We start from the raw sequence: 17,149 nt of genomic DNA, 5'->3' as shown, positions 1-17,149 counted from the left end.
CGCACTAGTCGGCCGGCTCCAGGATCACCGGCAGCTTGCCGTGACCGTTGGAGATGAAGCTGACCACGGTGCCCAGCTCGGACGGGTCCGCGGCCAGGCGCATGTTCGGGAACCGCTCGAAGATGGCGGGGAGCGCGACCGCCGCTTCCAGCCGGGCCAGCGGAGCGCCGAGGCAGTGGTGCACGCCGTGCCCGAAGGCCAAGTGGTCCTTGGTCACCCGGGTGACGTCGAACTCGTCGGCGGTGTCGCCGTGCACCTTCGGGTCCCGGTTCGCCGCCGCGTAGGCCGGCAGGATCGGATCACCCTTGGCGATCTGCACGCCCTCGATCTCGATGTCGTCCACCGCGAACCGCAGCGGCAGATGCGCGACCGGCGCCTCGAACCGCAGCGCCTCCTCGATCAGATCCGCCCAGCCGACCTTGCCGTCGAGCACCGTCGCCCGCTGCTCCGGCCGGGTGATCAGCGCGTAGATCGCCTGATCGAGCAGGTTGACCGTGGTCTCGTGGCCGGCGCTGATGACCAGCAGCAGCGTGTCGATGAGCTCCTGCTCGGTGAGCTTGGAGCCGTCGTCCTCGCTGCGATGCGAGATCAGCAGGCTGGTCATGTCATCGCTCGGGTTTTCCCGCCGGAAGGCCACCAGCTCGCCGAGGATGCGGTACATCTCCATGTAGTTGGCCTGCGACTCCTCCGGGCTGAGGGCGGTGTCGAAGATGCCGTCGACACACTTGCGCAGGCCGGGATTCAGCGATTCCGGCACGCCCATCAGCTCGGAGATGACCTCGATCGGCACCGGGTAGGCGAAACCTTCACGCAGGTCGACCACTTCGCCGGCGGGCACGGCCGCGAGCTCGGTGATCAGCCGCTCGACGATCCGGTCGATCCGCGGCCGCATCGCCTCGGTGCGCCGGTGGGTGAACGCGGGGGCGACGAGCTTACGTAGTCGGCGGTGATCGGCGCCGTACGCGGTGAACATGTTGTTCACCGCGACCCACAGGAACAACGGCCAATCCTGCGGCACTTCACCTTTGGCGAAGGCGGGCCAATGCTGTCTGGCATCTTTGGACACTTTGGGATCGACGAGCAGTCGCTTGAGCAGGTCGGCATCGGTGATCGACCAGGCACGCACGCCGCCGGGCAACTCGACCAGGGTCGCCGGGCCGCGCTCGCGCAAGCGAGCCGCCTCGCCCTGGATGTCGGTGCCCGCCGGGTCTAGGACTAGAGGCTCAGTGTCCATCGGGGTCTCCTTAAAACACGTTCAACGGTGGTGACTTAGGGAAGACTACCGGGAGGGAGACCAGCGCTCGGTGGAAAGGACCTGGCCGCCAAGACAATTCACCGGGGGCGACGGCAAGTCCCAACTCCGGCAACGCATCGAGAAGCTGATCGATGGCGTCCTGGACGATCAGGTAGGCCATCGACCTAGCAGGGCAGGCGTGCGGGCCGACGCTCCACGCCAGATGCGATCGATTATCCACGTACTCACCGACACTGATGGTCGGATCGTTGTTGCAACCGGACATGCTGATCACGACCGGCTGATGGGCGGGCAGCCAGACGCCGTCGATGAGAATGGGCTGACGGGGGTAGGACACGCAGTAGTTCGCCATCGGCGGGTCGGTGAACAGCACCTCGTCGAGCGCGTCGCGGGTCGAAAGACTGCCGCCCAGAACGTTTCCGGCGAACCGGTCGTCGGTGAGCATGAGCAGCAGCGTGTTGACGATCAGGTTCTGCTGCGGCTCGATGCCGGCGCCGTAGAGGGTGACCAGCTGGTGGATCATCTCCACGTCGTCCAGCTTGGCCGGATGCGCGAGCAGCCGCGAGGTGATGTCGTCGCCGGGCTCCTTGCGCTTGGTGTTCACCAGATCGAACAGCGCGTCGGTGAGCATCGCGTTGCCCTTGTCCGCGTTGACGCCCTCGAAGATCGCGGCCATGCCGGTCGCGACCTGCTGGCCGATCTCCGGCGAGCAGCCGAGCACCGCGTTGAGCACCGCGAAGGTGAGCGGAAAGGCGTACTGGCTGATCAGGTCCGCGGCGCCGTCCTGGCAGAACGCGTTGATCAGCGGGATGGCGATCCGCTCGACGGTGGCGTGCAGGCTGTGCAGGTCGACCTCGGCGATGGCGGCCACGTTGGCCTGCCGGTACTTGCCGTGGTCCAGGCCCGCGCTGCGCAGCGCGTTCGGCCGCCACTCCAGCATCGGCAGGATCGGGCACTCGCCGGGCACGCCCTTCTGCCAGATGCGCGGATCGGCCGGGAAATGCTCGGGATCGTTGAGGATGCGCAGCGCGGTGTGGTAGCCGATCACCAGCGTGGCGGGCACGTCCGGGGACAGATTCACCGGCACCAGCGAGCCGTATTGGCGGCGCATCTCGCGGTAGGCCAGGTGCGGATCGGCGGCGAATTCCTCCGAGTACAGCGACACCCGGGGACCATCGGTGTCGATCGGTGATCCGTGCTGGACCGGGCAGGAACGCGGGGGCGTGGTCAAAGTCGTGACTCCTGACGATGGAACAGGAATTCGACGAGCGTGATCAGGGACCGCAGGCAGGTGCCCCGGTCGCGCGCGTCCAGGGAGGTGAGCGGTGTTTCGGGTGCCAGGTCCAGTGCGTCCCGGACCTCGCCTAACGGGAAGTTCTTGAAGCCTTCGAACTGATTGACCGCCACCGAATACGGCACCCCGCGCTCCTCCAGCACCGAGAGCACCTCGTCGGACTTCTCGATGCGCCGGGTGTCGACCAGCACCAGCGCGCCGAGCGCGCCCCGGGCCAGCTCCTCCCATAACGGGACGAACCGCTGCTGCCCCGGCGTGCCGAACAGGTACAGGGCCAGTTGCGGATTGAGCGTGATGCGGCCGAAGTCCATCGCCACGGTCGTTTGCGATTTGCCGGGCAGGCCGGCCATGTCGTCGACGCCGACGCTGGCCTCGGTGATCGTCTCCTCGGTGCGCAGCGGCTTGATCTCCGAGACGCTGCTCACGAAGGTGGTCTTGCCGACCCCGAAATTGCCTGCCACCAACAGCTTTACGGAACGGGTAACGGTCTCCGGCACATAGTCGACTGGACGATCAGACGGCGAGAGCACGGAGCCCATTAAGTACCTCCTCGAGCAGAGCGATCTCCGGCAGGTTTTCCGCCGGGGTAGGTGTGACCAGGTGGCCGTTGTCCATCAGATCGGCCGCGACGATCTTGACAACGGACGGCGGAAGATCGAGGTACGCGGCGATCTCGGCGATCGATAACGTGCCCCGGCGGCTACAGAGATTGATGACCCGGCGTGCGTCGGGCGTGGCACCCGGCGATGGGTCCTTTGCGGCACGGACCAGAGTGACCAGGTCCAACTCGCGAGTGGGACGGGTGCGTCCCCCGGTACGCACGTATGCCCGAACCAAATCGGGATCACGCCGGGCCCGTGATGTCATGGCAATTCGCCACCATCGACACGCCTGCGCGGCTGGCTGCCCAGCTCGTGTCCGACCCGGCCGGCGAGTTCGTTCATCCGATGCGCGATGAGCGCGACGTCGATCTCGGGGGTGGTCGCGACACCGAGCAGCGCGCCGTCGCCCGCCGCGGTGATCAGGATCATGCCCTGGTCGTACTCGGTCATGTTCTGCCGCACACCGTTGTCGCCGTCGCCGCAGAACTCGCCGAGCGCCTTGCCGAGCGAACGCAGGCCGGACGCGGCGGCGGAGAAACGCTCCGCCTGATCGCGCTCGATGCCCGCGGAATGCGCGATCCGTAAACCGTCTTCGGACAGGAGCACCGAGAACCGGACGCCCGGGACGCTGAGGTCTTCGAGTAGCCAGCCCAGTTTATTGCTGCTGTCGGTCACGGGTGTGGCCATCAGGATGTCATCCCTTCCGTGTGATCGGAATTATCGGATTGTTCGGTGGCGGCGGCGCGGCCGCTCTGCGAACCGGTGTGCCAGGCCGCGGCGACGTCGGGCCGGGCCAGGCCGGGTTCGGTGCGCGGCCCCACCGGGGCCAGCGCGACCGTCCGGCGGCGGCGCTTCGGTAAGCCGCCGTTGGTGATCTCGTGCACGGCGAATGGCTCACTCTCACTGGGCTCTTCGCTCTCCACTGCCCGGTGGGACGCGGTCGTCGTGACCGCCACGGGAGCGGGTTCGGCGGGGATCTCGACGGCGCGCGCGGGCACGACCTCGTGCTGGCCGGGCTGCGGGGTCATCAGCAGCGCCTCCGGGATGTAGACCATCGCGCGCATGCCGCCGTAGACGTTCGGGCCGTCGATGTAGACGGTGAAGCCGTAGCGGCGGGCCAGCGCGGCGATGCCGGGGAAGCCGACCTTGGGCGAGGGGCCGAGCTGATGGATGTCGACCGAGCGCTCGTGCGCGAGTACCTGACGCGCCTCTTCCATCTGCTCGGCGTTCATCCGCACGCCCGCGTCGTCGATGATCACGGTGACGCCGTGGTGTCCCTCCTGGAAGGAGACGTCCACGTACGAGGTCGGCGGCGAATAGCGCAGCGCGTTGTCGAGCAGGGTGGCCAGGGTGTGCACGAGCGGCTCGACCGCACGGCTGATGACGACCCGATCGAGCTGGGTGGGGCGCACCCGCAGGTAGTCGCGCACGCGGCCGACCGCGCCACCGACCACGTCGGTGAGCGACTGGGCGGGCCAGCGGCGGCCGGGCAGGCCGCCGCAGACGATCACGTAGGACTGCGCCTGGCGGATCATCTGCTGCACGGTGTGGTCGATGCGGGTGAGGGTTTCATACACCTCGTCGTTGCGGTGCTCACGCAGGGCGGAGCTGACCACCTGGCTGACGTCGGCGCCGAGGCTGACCACGGACGTGCCGAACGAGCGCACGGCCGCGCTGGTCGCCTGCCGGGACGCGGTCGACACCTCGCCGCGCACCTTGTCCTCGGCGACCTTGATCGCCTGCTGCGCCTCGTGGTTGGTCTGGTCCCTGGTCTCGGACCGCAGCAGGCTCAGGTCGTCGGCGTATCGCTCGGCGATCCACCGCAACACCTGCGCGGTGCGCGAATTCTCCAGCCCCGGCGGCACTTCCACCGTCGGCGCCTGGCTGTCGAAGCGCCGGATCGACTCCGCGACCGACGGCAGCGTGGTAGTCGCGAAGTGCTCGACGGCTTCCTCCGCGGCTCTCTGCTCTCTGCTGAGTGCTTCGACCCTGGCCCGCTGCTGTCTCGCGTACTGCACTGCGTACAACGCGACTGCTGCCACTACCACGAGAGCAGCGGCGAGGATCCATGAAAGCACCACGGCGATATCTTGATTCATCAGTTCTTTCGTCGTCGATTGCCGCCGAGGAACGGGTGCGCTTGCACGAGGCCGCGTGGTCTGTCCGTCATTGTGCTTCGTCTCGCCTTCCTCGCGACGCCGACCAGCACACCCTGGTCGGATCTGGTCCACGTCGGAGGACCGGCGACCGATCGAACAACAGATTGTGTCCGAACAGTTACCAGAACCCGACGCTGCGACATTAGCAGCTATGCAACCAGTTCTCGCCAGATCCAGTCACATGATTGCGTTTGCAGACATCAGATGACGGGTGCGCCGGGATGCGCAATAATGCTGCGCCACTGGTGATCACGATCGCTTGCCACGCGGTGACCAGGGACGTTTCCGGCGTGGCGATAGAGGACACATCATCGGATCTATCTGCGGTGCCGCATATCACGCGCATGCTGTCAACCGCGCCTATCCGAAGCCGGTGGCGGAACAGGGTATTGGGGGCTACTAGCGACCAGAAGTTTGCTGGAACGTCCAGTTTGTTTTAGATGGAATCGCCTGGAAGGTCCGGGTTGCCACGCGCGCGGAGGTTGCCCGAATGTCGCCCGGCAGGGTCAGATGTATTGATCGAGACCGATCTCGGGACCGTGATCGGCGATGTGGAGCGCTATCTCTTCACGTCAACTACAGCGAACCGCGGGTACCGGATACTATGCGGCCATGGCAAAGCTGAAGGTCTCCGTCGATGTGCCGATCTCGCCCGAGGACGCGTGGTCGCACACGTCCGATCTGGCTGACCTGGACAAGTGGCTGACTATGCACGAGGCGTGGCGCAGCGAGGTGCCGGAGCAGTTGACGGTCGGGACGCAGCTGGTCGGCGTGGCGTCGGTGAAGGGCCTGCGGAATCGGGTGACGTGGACGGTGAAGGCGGCCGAGGCACCGCGGCGGCTGTTGCTGACGGGCGCGGGCAAGGGCGGGACCAAGCTCGGGCTGGAGTTGCTGGTGGCGCCGAAGGGCACGGGGTCGGAGGTGACGGTCGATATCGAGCTCGGCGGGCGGCCGTTGTTCGGGCCGATCGGGGCCGGGGTGGCGCGGGCGGTGAAGGGCGACATCGAGCGTTCGCTGGCCAAGTTCGTCGAGCTGTACGGCTGAAACCAGCTCTGCGACAAGCGTTCTCTATGATCGGCACGGCCGGGCCGCCGCGGTGATCCGGCGGCCGAGGCCTGCCTTCAGATGATCGATGACGGCGCGGGTCCGGCGCGGTAGCGGGGCGGCCGCGGGGTAGACGGCGGCGATGTCGGCGCTCGGCGTCCGGATGCCGGGCAGTACCTGGACGAGCGAGCCGTCGCGCAGCAGCGGCTCGACATGCCAGAGCGAGCGCATCACCAGGCCGCGGCCGGCCAGGCACCACTGGGTGATGACATCGCCGTCGTTGCTGATCAGGTTGCCCGCCACCCGGATCGAGAGTTCCTTGTCGCCGGACTCGAAGCGCCACAGCGCGTAGTCGGACTCGTTCTCGCGCAGGATGATGCAGGTGTGCTGGTCGAGCTCTTCGATGCTCGCAGGGGTTCCGTTGCGCCGCAGGTACTCCGGTGACGCGCAGAGCACCCGGCGGTTGACCCACAGCCTGGTCGCGGTCAGTCGCGAATCCGGGAGCGCGCCGACCCGGATGTCGAGGTCGAAGCCGGTGCCCGCGATGTTCAGCGGCAGGGACGAGAGTTCCAGGTCCACTTGCACTCTCGGGTTCCGCTCGACGAAATCGGCGACCAGCGGGGCGATGTGGGCGCGGCCGAGGCCGATCGTCGACCGGACGTGGACGCGGCCGCGTAATTCGTGCTGTTGCTCGGCGATCGAATCTTCCAGCTCCGCGAGCTGGGCCGCGATCACCGCGGCGCCGGCCGCGTAGCGCTCCCCCTCCGGGGTCAGCGTCAGCCGTCTCGTGCTGCGCTGCACGAGCAGCACGCCGAGCCTGGCCTCCATCTGGGCGAGCCGCTTGCTCACCGAGGACACCGAGACGCCGAATTCGCGGGCGGCCTCGGTCAGGCTGCGGGAGCGGGCGACGATGTCGAAGAAGGTGACGTCGTCGGTGGACGCACCGGACACGGCGACCTCCTCGTCTTTTCCATTCGGGAAAGAGTGTCTTTCCCGTTGCGTGCTTTTGCCGCGGAATATCCGAGCCTACCGTTGTGATCGGCCCCACACCAACGGATTCCGGGGCCGGTATCAACGAGATCGGAGCACGCCACGATGGGTTCAACGCACCGTATTGCCGTCATTCCGGGAGACGGCATCGGCAAAGAAGTCGTGCCGCAGGGAGTTCGAGTGCTGGAGGCCGCGGCGGCCGCATTCGACTTCGCTCTCGATTTCACCGAGTTCGACTTCGCCAGCGCGGAATATTACACGGCGACCGGGCAAATGCTGCCGGATCGGTGGTTCGAGGAACTGGCCGGATTCGACGCGATCTTCTTCGGGGCGGTGGGCTGGCCGGAGGTGGTGCCGGACCATATCTCGCTGTGGGGCAGCCTGTTGCAGTTCCGGCGGCATTTCGACCAGTACGTGAGCCTGCGGCCGGTCCGGCTGCTGCGCGGTATCAGCAGTCCGCTCGCCGGGCGGCAGCCCGGTGACGTGGACTTCTATGTGGTCAGGGAGAACACCGAGGGTGAGTACTCGAGTATCGGCGGCAAGATCTTCGCGGGGACCGATCGGGAGACGGTGATCCAGGAGACAGTGATGACCAGGACAGGGGTCGATCGAATCCTGAAGTACGCGTTCGAACTCGCGCGGCGGCGGCCGAAGGGCCATCTCACGTCGGCGACCAAGAGCAATGGTATTTCGATCACGATGCCCTATTGGGACGAGCGGGTCGCCGCGATGGCGGTGGAGTATCCCGATATCGAGGTGGACAAGTATCACATCGATATTCTGACCGCCAATTTCGTGTTGCATCCGGATTGGTTCGATGTAGTCGTGGCGAGCAATCTGTTCGGAGATATTCTGTCCGATCTCGGTCCCGCGTGTACCGGGACGATCGGTATCGCGCCGAGCGGAAACATCAACCCGGAGCGGCTGTTTCCGAGTTTGTTCGAGCCGGTGCACGGGTCGGCGCCGGATATTGCCGGACTCGGGATCGCCAATCCGATCGGGCAGATCTGGAGCGGGGCGATGATGCTGGAGCATCTCGGGGAGCAGGAGGCGGCCGACGCGGTGGTTGCGGCGATCGAAGCGGTGCTCGCCCAAGGGAAGTCGGGGCTGACGCCGGATATGGGTGGGGTCGCGACTACGGAAGCCGTTGGCGGGCAGGTGCGGGCGCGGCTGGAATCGGCTGCCTCGATGACATCGGTGAGCCGGTCATGAGCGTGAAAACCGCACGGACGTTCACGCTGCCGACGCTGGACGGGATTCCGCTGGTCGTGCCGATCGTGCTCACGGCGGGCGTGCTGGCCGCGGGCGTGTTCGACGCGGTGCCGAAGAACATGATCGGCGGGCTGGCGGTGATCGTCGGGCTCGGGATGCTGCTCGGGCCGTTGGGGAATCGGCTGCCGGTGATCTCGAAGATCGGCGGCGGGGCGCTGATCTGCCTGATGGTGCCGTCGGTGCTGGTGTATTTCGGTGTGTTCAACGCGAATACGTTGGCCGGGGTGAACGCGCTGATGAAGGAGGCTAACTTCCTGTACTTCGTGATCAGCACGCTGGTGGTGGGCAGCATCCTCGGGATGAGCCGGAAGGTGATGGTGGGCGGGCTGATTCGCATCTTTCCGCCGCTGGTCCTCGGGACGATTGCGGCGGTGTCGGTGGGGATCGGGGTGGCGATGGCGTTCGGGTACAGCTTCCATCGGGCGCTGTTCTACATCGTGGTGCCGATCATCGGGGGCGGGATCGGCGAAGGGGTGATACCGCTGTCCTCGGCGTACGCGTCCGCGTTGGGCGGGGAGCCGGGAAGTTATGTGGCGGAGCTGATTCCGGCGGCGATCATCGGGAACATCGCGGCGGTGATCCTGGCCGGGTTGCTGCGCCGGCTCGGGGATCGGCGGCCGCAGCTCGACGGCGGGGGTCAGCTGGTGAAGGTGCCGTCGCCGGAGATCACTCCCCCGGCCGCGCTGCCGGAGGCCACCGGGGCGGGGCGCAATCATGCGCTCGGCGTGCTGATCATCTGCGGTCTCTTCGTGCTGGCGACGCTGCTGGAGCGGGTCGTGCACCTGCCCGCGCCGGTGCTGGTGATCATCATGTCGGTGCTCTGCAAGCTGTTCGGTGTCTTCCCCGCCGAGGTGGAGGACAGCGTGCGCGGGATCTACACGGTCATCGCACGGCACTTCATCTATCCGACGATGATCGGGCTCGGCATGCTGTATCTGCCGTTGAAGAACATCATGGGCGTGATCTCGGTGGGCTATGTCGCCGCGTGTATCGGCGTGGTGATCGCGATGGCCGCCACCGGGTTCTGGGTGGGGCGGGCGATCGGCATGTATCCGATCGACGCGTCGTTGGTGACGGTGTGTCACAGCGGGCTCGGTGGAACCGGGGATGTGGCAATACTTTCGGCGTCGAATCGGATGAATCTGATGCCGTTCGCGCAGATCTCGACGCGGATCGGCGGGGTTACCACGGTTATCTCGGCGGCGGCGTTGATCAGGGTGCTCGAAGGATGAGGGCTTTGGTGGCGCCGGATAAGTTCAAGGGGAGCCTGACCGCGGCCGAGGTCGCGCGATGGCTGGCCGTCGGGCTGGCCGACGCAGGTGTCGCGGTCCGGCAGCTGCCGCTGGCGGATGGTGGGGACGGGAGTGTCGATGCTGCTGTCGCGGCGGGGTTCTCGGGGCGTTCGTGCACTGTCGCGAGCGCCCTCGGGACGCCGCGGCGGGCCACGCTGGCGGTGCGCGGGGACACAGTTGTCGTCGAGGTCGCGAATACCTGCGGGCTGGTCACTTTGCCCGGCGGCCGTCGGCAGCCGCTACATGCGTCGAGTCTCGGTCTGGGGCAGGCGATTCGACAGGCGTTGCGGCTGAACCCGCGGCAGGTGGTGCTGGCGCTCGGGGGCAGCGCGAGCACGGATGGCGGTATGGGGCTGCTCACCGCCCTCGGGTTTCGCTTTTTCGACGCTGCGGGGCGGGTTCTGCCGCCCAGTGGCCGGGCGTTGCTCGAGATCGCCGCGATAGATACCGCTGCGGCCGTGCGTTTACCGCCGATCGACCTGCTGGTTGCCGGTGATGTCACGAATCCGTTGACCGGATTCGAGGGCGCGGCCGCGGTGTACGGTCCGCAGAAGGGGGCTGACCCGGCCACGGTGTGCCTGCTCGATCGAGGGCTCCGGCACCTGGTGGACATGCTGTCCCGCGACGGCTTTCCCGAGGCCGACCGGCTCGCCGCGATGCCCGGTGCGGGCAGCGCGGGCGGCATCGGCTTCGCCGCCCTGCTGCTCGGGGCGCGGATGGCCTCCGGGGCGGAGTTCTTTCTCGATCTGCTCGACTTCGATCGGCATTGCGCCGAGGCGGATCTGGTCATCACCGGTGAGGGGAGCCTCGACGCGCAGACCGAGCACGGCAAGCTGCCCGCGGTTGTCGCCCGGCGGGCCGGGCCGGTTCCGGTTGTCGCCGTCGCGGGGCGCACTGAGGTTGCCGGAAACCACCGGGGGCGCAACGGTTTCGCCGACGTCTACGCGCTCACCGACTACACCGATCGCGATACGGCGGGTGATCCCGCGCTGACGGCCGAGTTGCTCGTGCGCATCGGTGGCGAGATCGGGCGCTCCCGACTGCTCGAGTCGATCGGCGTCCGGCAAGTCGAGTCGCTGCCCGAGACGGTCTCGTCGGTCAACTCGGCAGGTCGGCGGTGACCAGGCGATAGCCCAGGTCCAGGTCCGGCCGATCGAGGAGATCGGCGTATCGGGCGTGCCATTCGCCGGTCGCCAAGTCCTGCCGCAATCGGGACAATCCCGGTTGCAGTAGCGGTTTCGGAGTCAGCGCCAACATCGACATGCCCGCCTGGACCGTTTCGTCGAGGTAGGCCTCGGGCCTGCGCCAGTAGGCGCCACCGAAGCCGTCCACACAATCGTGCGGGACCGGGATCGGCTGGACCTCAGGATCTTTCAGCAGACCCGTGAGCCGGGACAGTGGGACGGCAAGGTTCGCATCGGTCGCGGCGGCCGCAGGCAAGTAGTCACGCACCAGCCAGAACTGCCGAAACACCTCGTGATCCCAGGTCAGGATCGCGACGCGGCGGCGAGCGACCCGGGCCATCTCGGCGATGCCGCGCTCCAGATCGGTCCAGTGATGAATGGTGAGCACGGCGAGTGCCGCATCTACCGAATCGGTCCGCAGCGGCAGGCGTTCGGCGGTCGCGCGCACCGCCGGCGCCGCCCCCGCCGGCCGTTGCGCGATCATCACCTGACTGGGCTCCACGGCAAGCACCGTCCGGCTCGGCTCGTACGAACCGGTGCCCGCGCCGACGTTCACTACCGTGCGCATTCCGCGCAGCGCCGTCGCGAGGGTGTCCGCGATGCGTGGATCAGGTCGGCGAGTCCGGGAATACGTCCGCCCGGTCGCGTCGTAGACGGTCATCGGCGGTGTCCGGTGGTGACGCGACCATCGCCGGTGCTCGCGATGCTGATCGACATGATCGGACACTACCGCGAGCGGTGCGCCTACGATCGCCCCACATCTGCCCGCCTACTCCGCGACTGGAGGGCGTGGAGCGAACCGCCGCCCGGTCATGAATTGGACTCAGCCTTTACCAACCGGGCGGACGACACCTCACCGCGTGTTCGCGAGCCAGCGAGAGTTCAGGTCACGCTCGGCGTCTGCGGTGAGTGAGCCGAGAACGCGCAGGCGGGCGATGCCGCCGTCTGGATAGATGTCGACGCGGAGGTGGGTGGCGGAGCGGTCGGTGGGGGTGAGGCGGAATCGGTGCGGGGTGTCGGGTTGCAGCGTTGTCCGGGGCAGCAATTCGTACCAGGCAGGGTCGTCGGTCGGCGGAAGCGGTTCCGGCCCTTGGTGATCGATGGCGAGGATACGGGTTTCGCCGGGCGCGTTGAACAGCAGGTTGGTCGTGTCGAGTTCGATCAGCGCGGGGACACCCTGCGCGGCGAGTTCGATGACGGCCCAGTCGTTTCCGGTGTCGCGACGGCGAGCCGTTTCCCAGCCTTCGGCCTGGTTGCGGGCCAGGCCGGGCGAAAGCATGTTGTCGGGAGCCGAGTAGAACATATTCGAGCAGCCCACCGTGCGGGCACCGTTTTCCAGGGCGGCCAGATCGACGGTCAGCCCGGTGAGCAGAGTCGGGTCCGGTACCACCTCGCCGTGCACGCGCAAGCGGGCGACGCCACCATCCGGATAGATGTTCAGGCGAACGTGGGTGAAGATGCGGTCGTCGGAAACCGGGAGCTCGTGCTTCGCGTCGCCGCCGAGGGCACTGCGCGGCACGATCTCCACCCATTCGGCCGAATCCAGTTGCGCCGGCGACGGATAGCCGGGAGCACGGCAGGCCTCGATCGAGGTGAACGGCGGATAGTTGCCCTTGAACCACGCGGTATCGATGACGACGCCGCGGATCACGCCGGGCATGCCGAGCCGGATGATCGCCCAGTCGTGGCCGGGTCCGCGGTGCCGTCGTGTTTCCCAGCCGTCGTACTCCTGGCCTTTGGGCCCGAACGTGTGCTCGGCGAAGCGGGGTGCCCACGGGTTGATGAGGTTTTCGCGTTCCTCGAACGACTCGTCGCTGGCGGCGATCACCCCGGCGCGGTTGGTGCGTAGTGCCAGGTCGGGCAGGCTGGTGAAGTCAGACATTGTTCCCTATCCGGTTGTGGTGCAAGGAAATGAGGCGGCCGGCGGGCGGGCGGCCGTTGCCGACGACCCGGCCTCGAAGCCAGGTGGCGTGAACGAGCCCGCGCAGTTCGCGGCCGCCGTAGGGCGTGATGGGATTCTTGTGCGCCAGGGCACCGGGATCCACGGTGATCGGCGCCCACGGGTCGAAGGCGACCAGGTCGGCGTCGCAGCCGACCGCGATCCGGCCCTTGTGCGGCAACCCGGCCAATTCAGCGGGCGCGGCGGCCATCCAGCGGACCACATCGGTCAGCCGAAACCCGCGCTCGGCGGCAGCGGTCCACACGGCAGGCAGGCCGATCTGCAAGGACGAGATGCCGCCCCACGCGGTCGCGAAGTCGCCCTCTTTCAGGTCCGGCGTGCACGGCGAATGGTCGGAGACCACACAGGACAGCACACCGTCGGCCAAGCCCTGCCACAGCGCGTCCTGATTGCCGGCATCGCGAATCGGCGGACAGCACTTGAACGCGGTGGACGACGCCTCGGCGGCCGACAGGGTCAGATAGTGCGGGCAGGTCTCCGCGGTGATCCGGACGCCGCGCGCCTGCGCCGCCGCGAGCGGTTCGAGACAGGCGGCCGCCGAGACGTGCAGGATGTGCGCGCGCACGCCGGTCAGCTCGGCGAGCGCGATAACCTCTTGAACCGCAGCCTTTTCCGCCGCTCCCGGCCGCGAATCCAGGAACGCGCGATAGGTCCCGTCCACCGGATCACGCAGGCGCACCGGATCTTCGGCGTGCACGACCAGCAACCCGTCGAACTCCACGAGTTCGCGCATCACCTGTTCCATCTCACCGAGCCCGAGCGGCGGGAATTCGTCCACCCCGGACGGTGAGAGGAAGCACTTGAAACCGGCCACCCCCGCCTCGTGCAGCGGCCGCAGCGACGGCAGGTTCCCCGGGATCGCGCCACCCCAGAACGCGACGTCCACATGGCACTGCCCGGCCGCCACCGCCTGTTTCGTCGCCAGGTGCGGCACGGTGACCGTCGGCGGCAGCGAGTTGAGCGGCATGTCGACGATCGTCGTCACCCCGCCCGCGGCCGCGGCCTTGGTGGCCGTGGCGAAACCCTCCCACTCGGTTCGCCCCGGCTCGTTGACGTGCACGTGCGAGTCCACCAGGCCGGGCAGCACGACGAGGTCGGCGAGGTCGGTGGTCGCCGCGGCGGCGAGCACCGCGTCGTAGTCCGCCAGCTCGGCGATCTTGCCGTCCTGCACCGCGATCGACGCCGCGCGAATTCCCTCCGGCAGTGCGACCCGCCGGGACCGGATAACCAGATCATGCATGAGCACTCGCTCCCAGCCAGGCGCCGGCGATCTCACCGGCGAGCCGTTCCAACAGGGGTCCTGCCTTCGCCATGCAGATCTCGGGGTCGGGTTCGAGGTCGGTCAGCGCGTACGCCTGCTCGATGTGCGCGCCGCGCAGCTGCTCGCCGGTGAGCGAGCGCTGCCCGGCCACCGCGACGACCGGCACGGTGGCGCCGGCCGCCGCTCGAGCGACCCCGACCGGCGCTTTGCCGTGCAGGGTCTGCGGGTCGAGGGAGCCCTCGCCGGTGATGACCAGCCGCGCCCCCTCGACCTGCTCGGCGAAGGACATCAGTTCGAGAATGATCTCGATACCCGGCCGCACCGTCGCGCCGAGGAAGGCGAGCGCGGCATAGCCGACCCCGCCCGCCGCACCAGCGCCGGGCCGGTCCGCGACATCGGCGCCGAGGTCGCGTTCGACGATCGAGGCCAAACGGGCCAGGCCCCATTCCAATTCGTCGATATCGCTCTGCCGCGCGCCCTTCTGCGGACCGTAAACCTGTGCGGCGCCGCGCGGTCCGAGCAGCGGGTTGTCCACGTCGGAGGCGACGATCACCGGAACCTGCAGCATGTCACTGGCATCGATGCGCGCCAGCCTGGTCAGCGCCGCACCACCGCGCGGCAGCTCCCGGTCGTGCTCGTCGAGGAACCGGACGCCGAGCGCGGACATCATGCCCACTCCCCCGTCCGTGCACGCGCTCCCGCCGAGACCGAGCACCACACTGCGCGCGCCGCGGGTGGCGGCCGCGCGGATCAGCTCGCCGGTGCCGTAACTGGTTGCGGTCATGGCGGTTTGGAATGTCGGCCGAATCGGCAGCCGACGCAGGCCGGACGCTTCCGCCAGCTCGATCACGGCGGCCTCGCCCCTCATCGCGAACGAGGCGGCCACCGGTAACCCCAGCGGACCGGCGACGCTCGTCTGGAAGCGGACGAAGCCCGACTCCACGACGGCGTCGACCGTGCCGTCGCCCCCGTCGGCCACGGGCATGGTGACGACGGGGAGGTCCGGGCGTACCCGGCGGAGTCCGGTCACGATGTGCGCGGCGACCTGAGGCGCGGTCAGCGACCCCTTGAACTTGTCGGGGGCGACGACGCAATGTCCCTCGCGCCACCCGCCGCGCACACCGCTCGAGCGCGGAGCGTCCGGCCCGCTCACCTGCCGCCTCCGACCGGTTCCGGCTCCGGTTCGATGGCGACGGTGGCGGTGGGCGCGTCCGCGGCGGACAGCGCCAGCTCCTCGAATTCGACGATGTTGTCGATTTCCAAGCCCATGGACACGTTGGTGACGCGTTCGAGGATGCATTCGACGACCACCGGGACCCGATGTTCGGCGATCAGCTTCTTGGCGTCTTCCAAGGCCTGGCCGATGTGTTCGGGCTCGAAGACGCGGATCGCCTTGCAGCCCAGTCCTTCCGCCACCTTCACGTGGTCCACGCCGTACCCGCCGACCTCGGGGCTGTTGATGTTGTCGAAGTCGAGCTGGACGTAGTAGTCCATGGAGAAGTTCCGCTGTGCCTGACGGATCAGGCCCAGGTACGAGTTGTTCACCAGCACATGGATATACGGGATGTTGAACTGGGCGCCGACGGCCAATTCCTCGATGAGGAACTGGAAGTCGTAGTCGCCGGACAGCGCGACGACGGTGGCGTCGGGGACGGCGGTCGCCACGCCGAGGGCTGCGGGCAGGGTCCAGCCGAGCGGACCGGCCTGGCCGGCGTTGATCCAGTGCCGCGGCTTGTAGACGTGCAGCAGCTGCGACGCCTGGATCTGCGAGAGACCGATCGTGCTGACGTAGCGGATGTCGGGTCCGAACGCCTTGTTCATCTCCTCGTAGACCCGCTGCGGTTTGATCGGCACATTGTCGAAGTGGGTCTTGCGCTGGCCCAGTTGCTTTCGTGCCCGCACCTGCCCAGCCCAATCGGACCGATCACGCAAGTTGCCCGCAGCGGCGAGCTCACGGGCGACTTCGACGAACACTTTCAGCGCGGCGCCGGCATCGGAGGTGATGCCGAAATCAGGGGCGAAGACCCGCCCGATCTGCGTCGGCTCGATGTCGACGTGCACGAAAGTCCGGTCCTTGGTGTAGGTCTCGACCCCACCGGTATGCCGGTTGGCCCACCGATTGCCGATACCAAGGACGAAATCGGACTCCAGCATCGTCGCGTTGCCGTAGCGGTGCGAGGTCTGCAAGCCGACCATGCCCGCGTGCAACGGATGGTTGTCGGGGATCGTGCCCCACCCCATCAGCGTCGGCACCACGGGAACGCCGGTCAGTTCGGCGAATTCGACGAGCAGCTCGGCGGCGTCGGCATTCACGATGCCGCCACCGGCGACCAGCAGCGGACGCTCGGACGCGTTGAGCATCGCGATGGCCTTTTCCGCCTGTGCCCGAGTCGCGGCCGGGCGATGCACCTGCAACGGCTCGTAGGTCTCGATGTCGAACTCGATTTCGGCGAGTTGCACGTCGATCGGCAGATCGATCAGCACCGGACCCGGACGCCCTTCGCGCATCAGCCGGAAGGCCTTCTGGAAGGTGCCGGGCACCTGCGCAGGCTCCAGAACCGTGACGGCCCATTTGGCGACGGGCGCAGCGATAGACGCGATATCGACGGCTTGGAAGTCTTCCTTGTGCAGCTTGGCCACCGGCGCCTGCCCGGTGATGCACAGGATCGGGATGGAATCGGCGCTCGCCGAATACAACCCGGTGATCATGTCGGTGCCGGCCGGCCCGGAGGTGCCGATGCACACGCCGATGTTGCCGGCAGTGGCGCGGGTGTACCCCTCCGCCATGTGTGACGCGGCCTCGACGTGGCGAGCCAGCACGTGCTTGATCCCACCG

16 protein-coding genes are annotated in these 17,149 nt (G+C 67.6%); 4 read left to right on the top strand and 12 right to left on the bottom strand.

Annotated elements, in window-relative coordinates:
* Window positions 1-4: 4 nt before the first annotated feature.
* The 6 genes from F3087_RS41975 to F3087_RS41950 are packed head-to-tail and all read right to left on the bottom strand — an operon-like array spanning window position 5 to window position 5,250.
* A complete protein-coding gene (locus F3087_RS41975; protein WP_150407767.1) occupies window positions 5-1,234 on the bottom strand; it encodes a cytochrome P450 family protein in 1,230 nt (409 codons plus the stop codon).
* A gap of 10 nt (window positions 1,235-1,244) precedes the next feature.
* Window positions 1,245-2,486 (bottom strand): cytochrome P450, encoded by a 1,242-nt coding sequence (locus F3087_RS41970; protein WP_150407766.1) that lies wholly within the window; start codon window positions 2,484-2,486, stop codon window positions 1,245-1,247.
* A complete protein-coding gene (locus tag F3087_RS41965; RefSeq protein ID WP_150407765.1) occupies window positions 2,483-3,088 on the bottom strand; it encodes a GTP-binding protein in 606 nt (201 codons plus the stop codon). The genes F3087_RS41970 and F3087_RS41965 overlap by 4 nt, the downstream gene beginning before the upstream one ends.
* Window positions 3,063-3,416, bottom strand: coding sequence for a DUF742 domain-containing protein (locus tag F3087_RS41960; protein ID WP_150407764.1), 354 nt, complete (start codon window positions 3,414-3,416; stop codon window positions 3,063-3,065). Before F3087_RS41960 ends, F3087_RS41965 begins: the two co-directional genes overlap by 26 nt.
* Complete coding sequence (locus F3087_RS41955; RefSeq protein WP_150407763.1) at window positions 3,413-3,838, bottom strand: roadblock/LC7 domain-containing protein; 426 nt, start codon at window positions 3,836-3,838, stop codon at window positions 3,413-3,415. The genes F3087_RS41960 and F3087_RS41955 overlap by 4 nt, the downstream gene beginning before the upstream one ends.
* A complete protein-coding gene (locus tag F3087_RS41950; RefSeq protein WP_150407762.1) occupies window positions 3,838-5,250 on the bottom strand; it encodes an ATP-binding protein in 1,413 nt (470 codons plus the stop codon). Before F3087_RS41950 ends, F3087_RS41955 begins: the two co-directional genes overlap by 1 nt.
* 672 nt (window positions 5,251-5,922) lie before the next feature.
* Here F3087_RS41950 and F3087_RS41945 point away from each other — a divergent pair.
* Complete coding sequence (locus F3087_RS41945; RefSeq protein WP_150407761.1) at window positions 5,923-6,354, top strand: type II toxin-antitoxin system Rv0910 family toxin; 432 nt, start codon at window positions 5,923-5,925, stop codon at window positions 6,352-6,354.
* Between the two features lie 24 nt (window positions 6,355-6,378).
* Here the strand turns inward: F3087_RS41945 and F3087_RS41940 are convergent, their stop codons facing one another.
* The gene (locus F3087_RS41940) at window positions 6,379-7,305 is read right to left on the bottom strand and encodes a LysR family transcriptional regulator (RefSeq protein WP_150407760.1); all 927 of its coding nucleotides are present in this window, start codon (window positions 7,303-7,305) and stop codon (window positions 6,379-6,381) included.
* A 144-nt stretch (window positions 7,306-7,449) separates the two neighbouring features.
* Between F3087_RS41940 and F3087_RS41935 the strand changes: the two genes are divergently transcribed.
* From F3087_RS41935 to F3087_RS41925, 3 genes are read left to right on the top strand one after another with little or no spacing between them, the layout of a single operon-like run.
* Window positions 7,450-8,556, top strand: a complete 1,107-nt coding sequence (locus F3087_RS41935; RefSeq protein ID WP_150407759.1) for a tartrate dehydrogenase — start codon at window positions 7,450-7,452, stop codon at window positions 8,554-8,556.
* Window positions 8,553-9,848: a 2-hydroxycarboxylate transporter family protein gene (locus tag F3087_RS41930; protein WP_150407758.1), complete on the top strand. Its 1,296-nt coding sequence runs from the start codon at window positions 8,553-8,555 to the stop codon at window positions 9,846-9,848. Before F3087_RS41935 ends, F3087_RS41930 begins: the two co-directional genes overlap by 4 nt.
* Window positions 9,845-11,029 (top strand): glycerate kinase, encoded by a 1,185-nt coding sequence (locus tag F3087_RS41925; protein WP_150407757.1) that lies wholly within the window; start codon window positions 9,845-9,847, stop codon window positions 11,027-11,029. Before F3087_RS41930 ends, F3087_RS41925 begins: the two co-directional genes overlap by 4 nt.
* On the opposite strand, the gene F3087_RS41920 is transcribed toward F3087_RS41925, so the two are convergent.
* The 5 genes from F3087_RS41920 to gcl all read right to left on the bottom strand — a co-directional run.
* Window positions 11,007-11,753, bottom strand: a complete 747-nt coding sequence (locus tag F3087_RS41920) for a class I SAM-dependent methyltransferase (RefSeq protein ID WP_150407756.1) — start codon at window positions 11,751-11,753, stop codon at window positions 11,007-11,009. The two genes, F3087_RS41925 and F3087_RS41920, sit on opposite strands and share 23 nt — an antisense overlap.
* 192 nt (window positions 11,754-11,945) lie before the next feature.
* Window positions 11,946-12,974, bottom strand: coding sequence for an allantoicase (gene alc, locus F3087_RS41915; RefSeq protein WP_150407755.1), 1,029 nt, complete (start codon window positions 12,972-12,974; stop codon window positions 11,946-11,948).
* Window positions 12,967-14,292 carry an allantoinase AllB gene (allB, locus tag F3087_RS41910; RefSeq protein ID WP_191094417.1) on the bottom strand — a complete coding sequence of 442 codons (1,326 nt, stop codon included), beginning with the start codon at window positions 14,290-14,292 and terminating at the stop codon, window positions 12,967-12,969. Before allB ends, alc begins: the two co-directional genes overlap by 8 nt.
* On the bottom strand, window positions 14,285-15,466 hold the full coding sequence (locus F3087_RS41905) for a glycerate kinase (protein ID WP_150407753.1): 1,182 nt from the start codon (window positions 15,464-15,466) through the stop codon (window positions 14,285-14,287). Before F3087_RS41905 ends, allB begins: the two co-directional genes overlap by 8 nt.
* The coding region (gcl, locus tag F3087_RS41900) for a glyoxylate carboligase (RefSeq protein ID WP_150407752.1) at window positions 15,463-17,149 on the bottom strand (1,687 nt) is incomplete at its 5' end. The genes F3087_RS41905 and gcl, both read right to left, overlap by 4 nt.

It is taken from the genome of Nocardia colli, from assembly GCF_008704205.1.
Taxonomy (GTDB): domain Bacteria; phylum Actinomycetota; class Actinomycetes; order Mycobacteriales; family Mycobacteriaceae; genus Nocardia; species Nocardia colli.
This window is presented reverse-complemented; position numbering and strand designations above follow the sequence as displayed.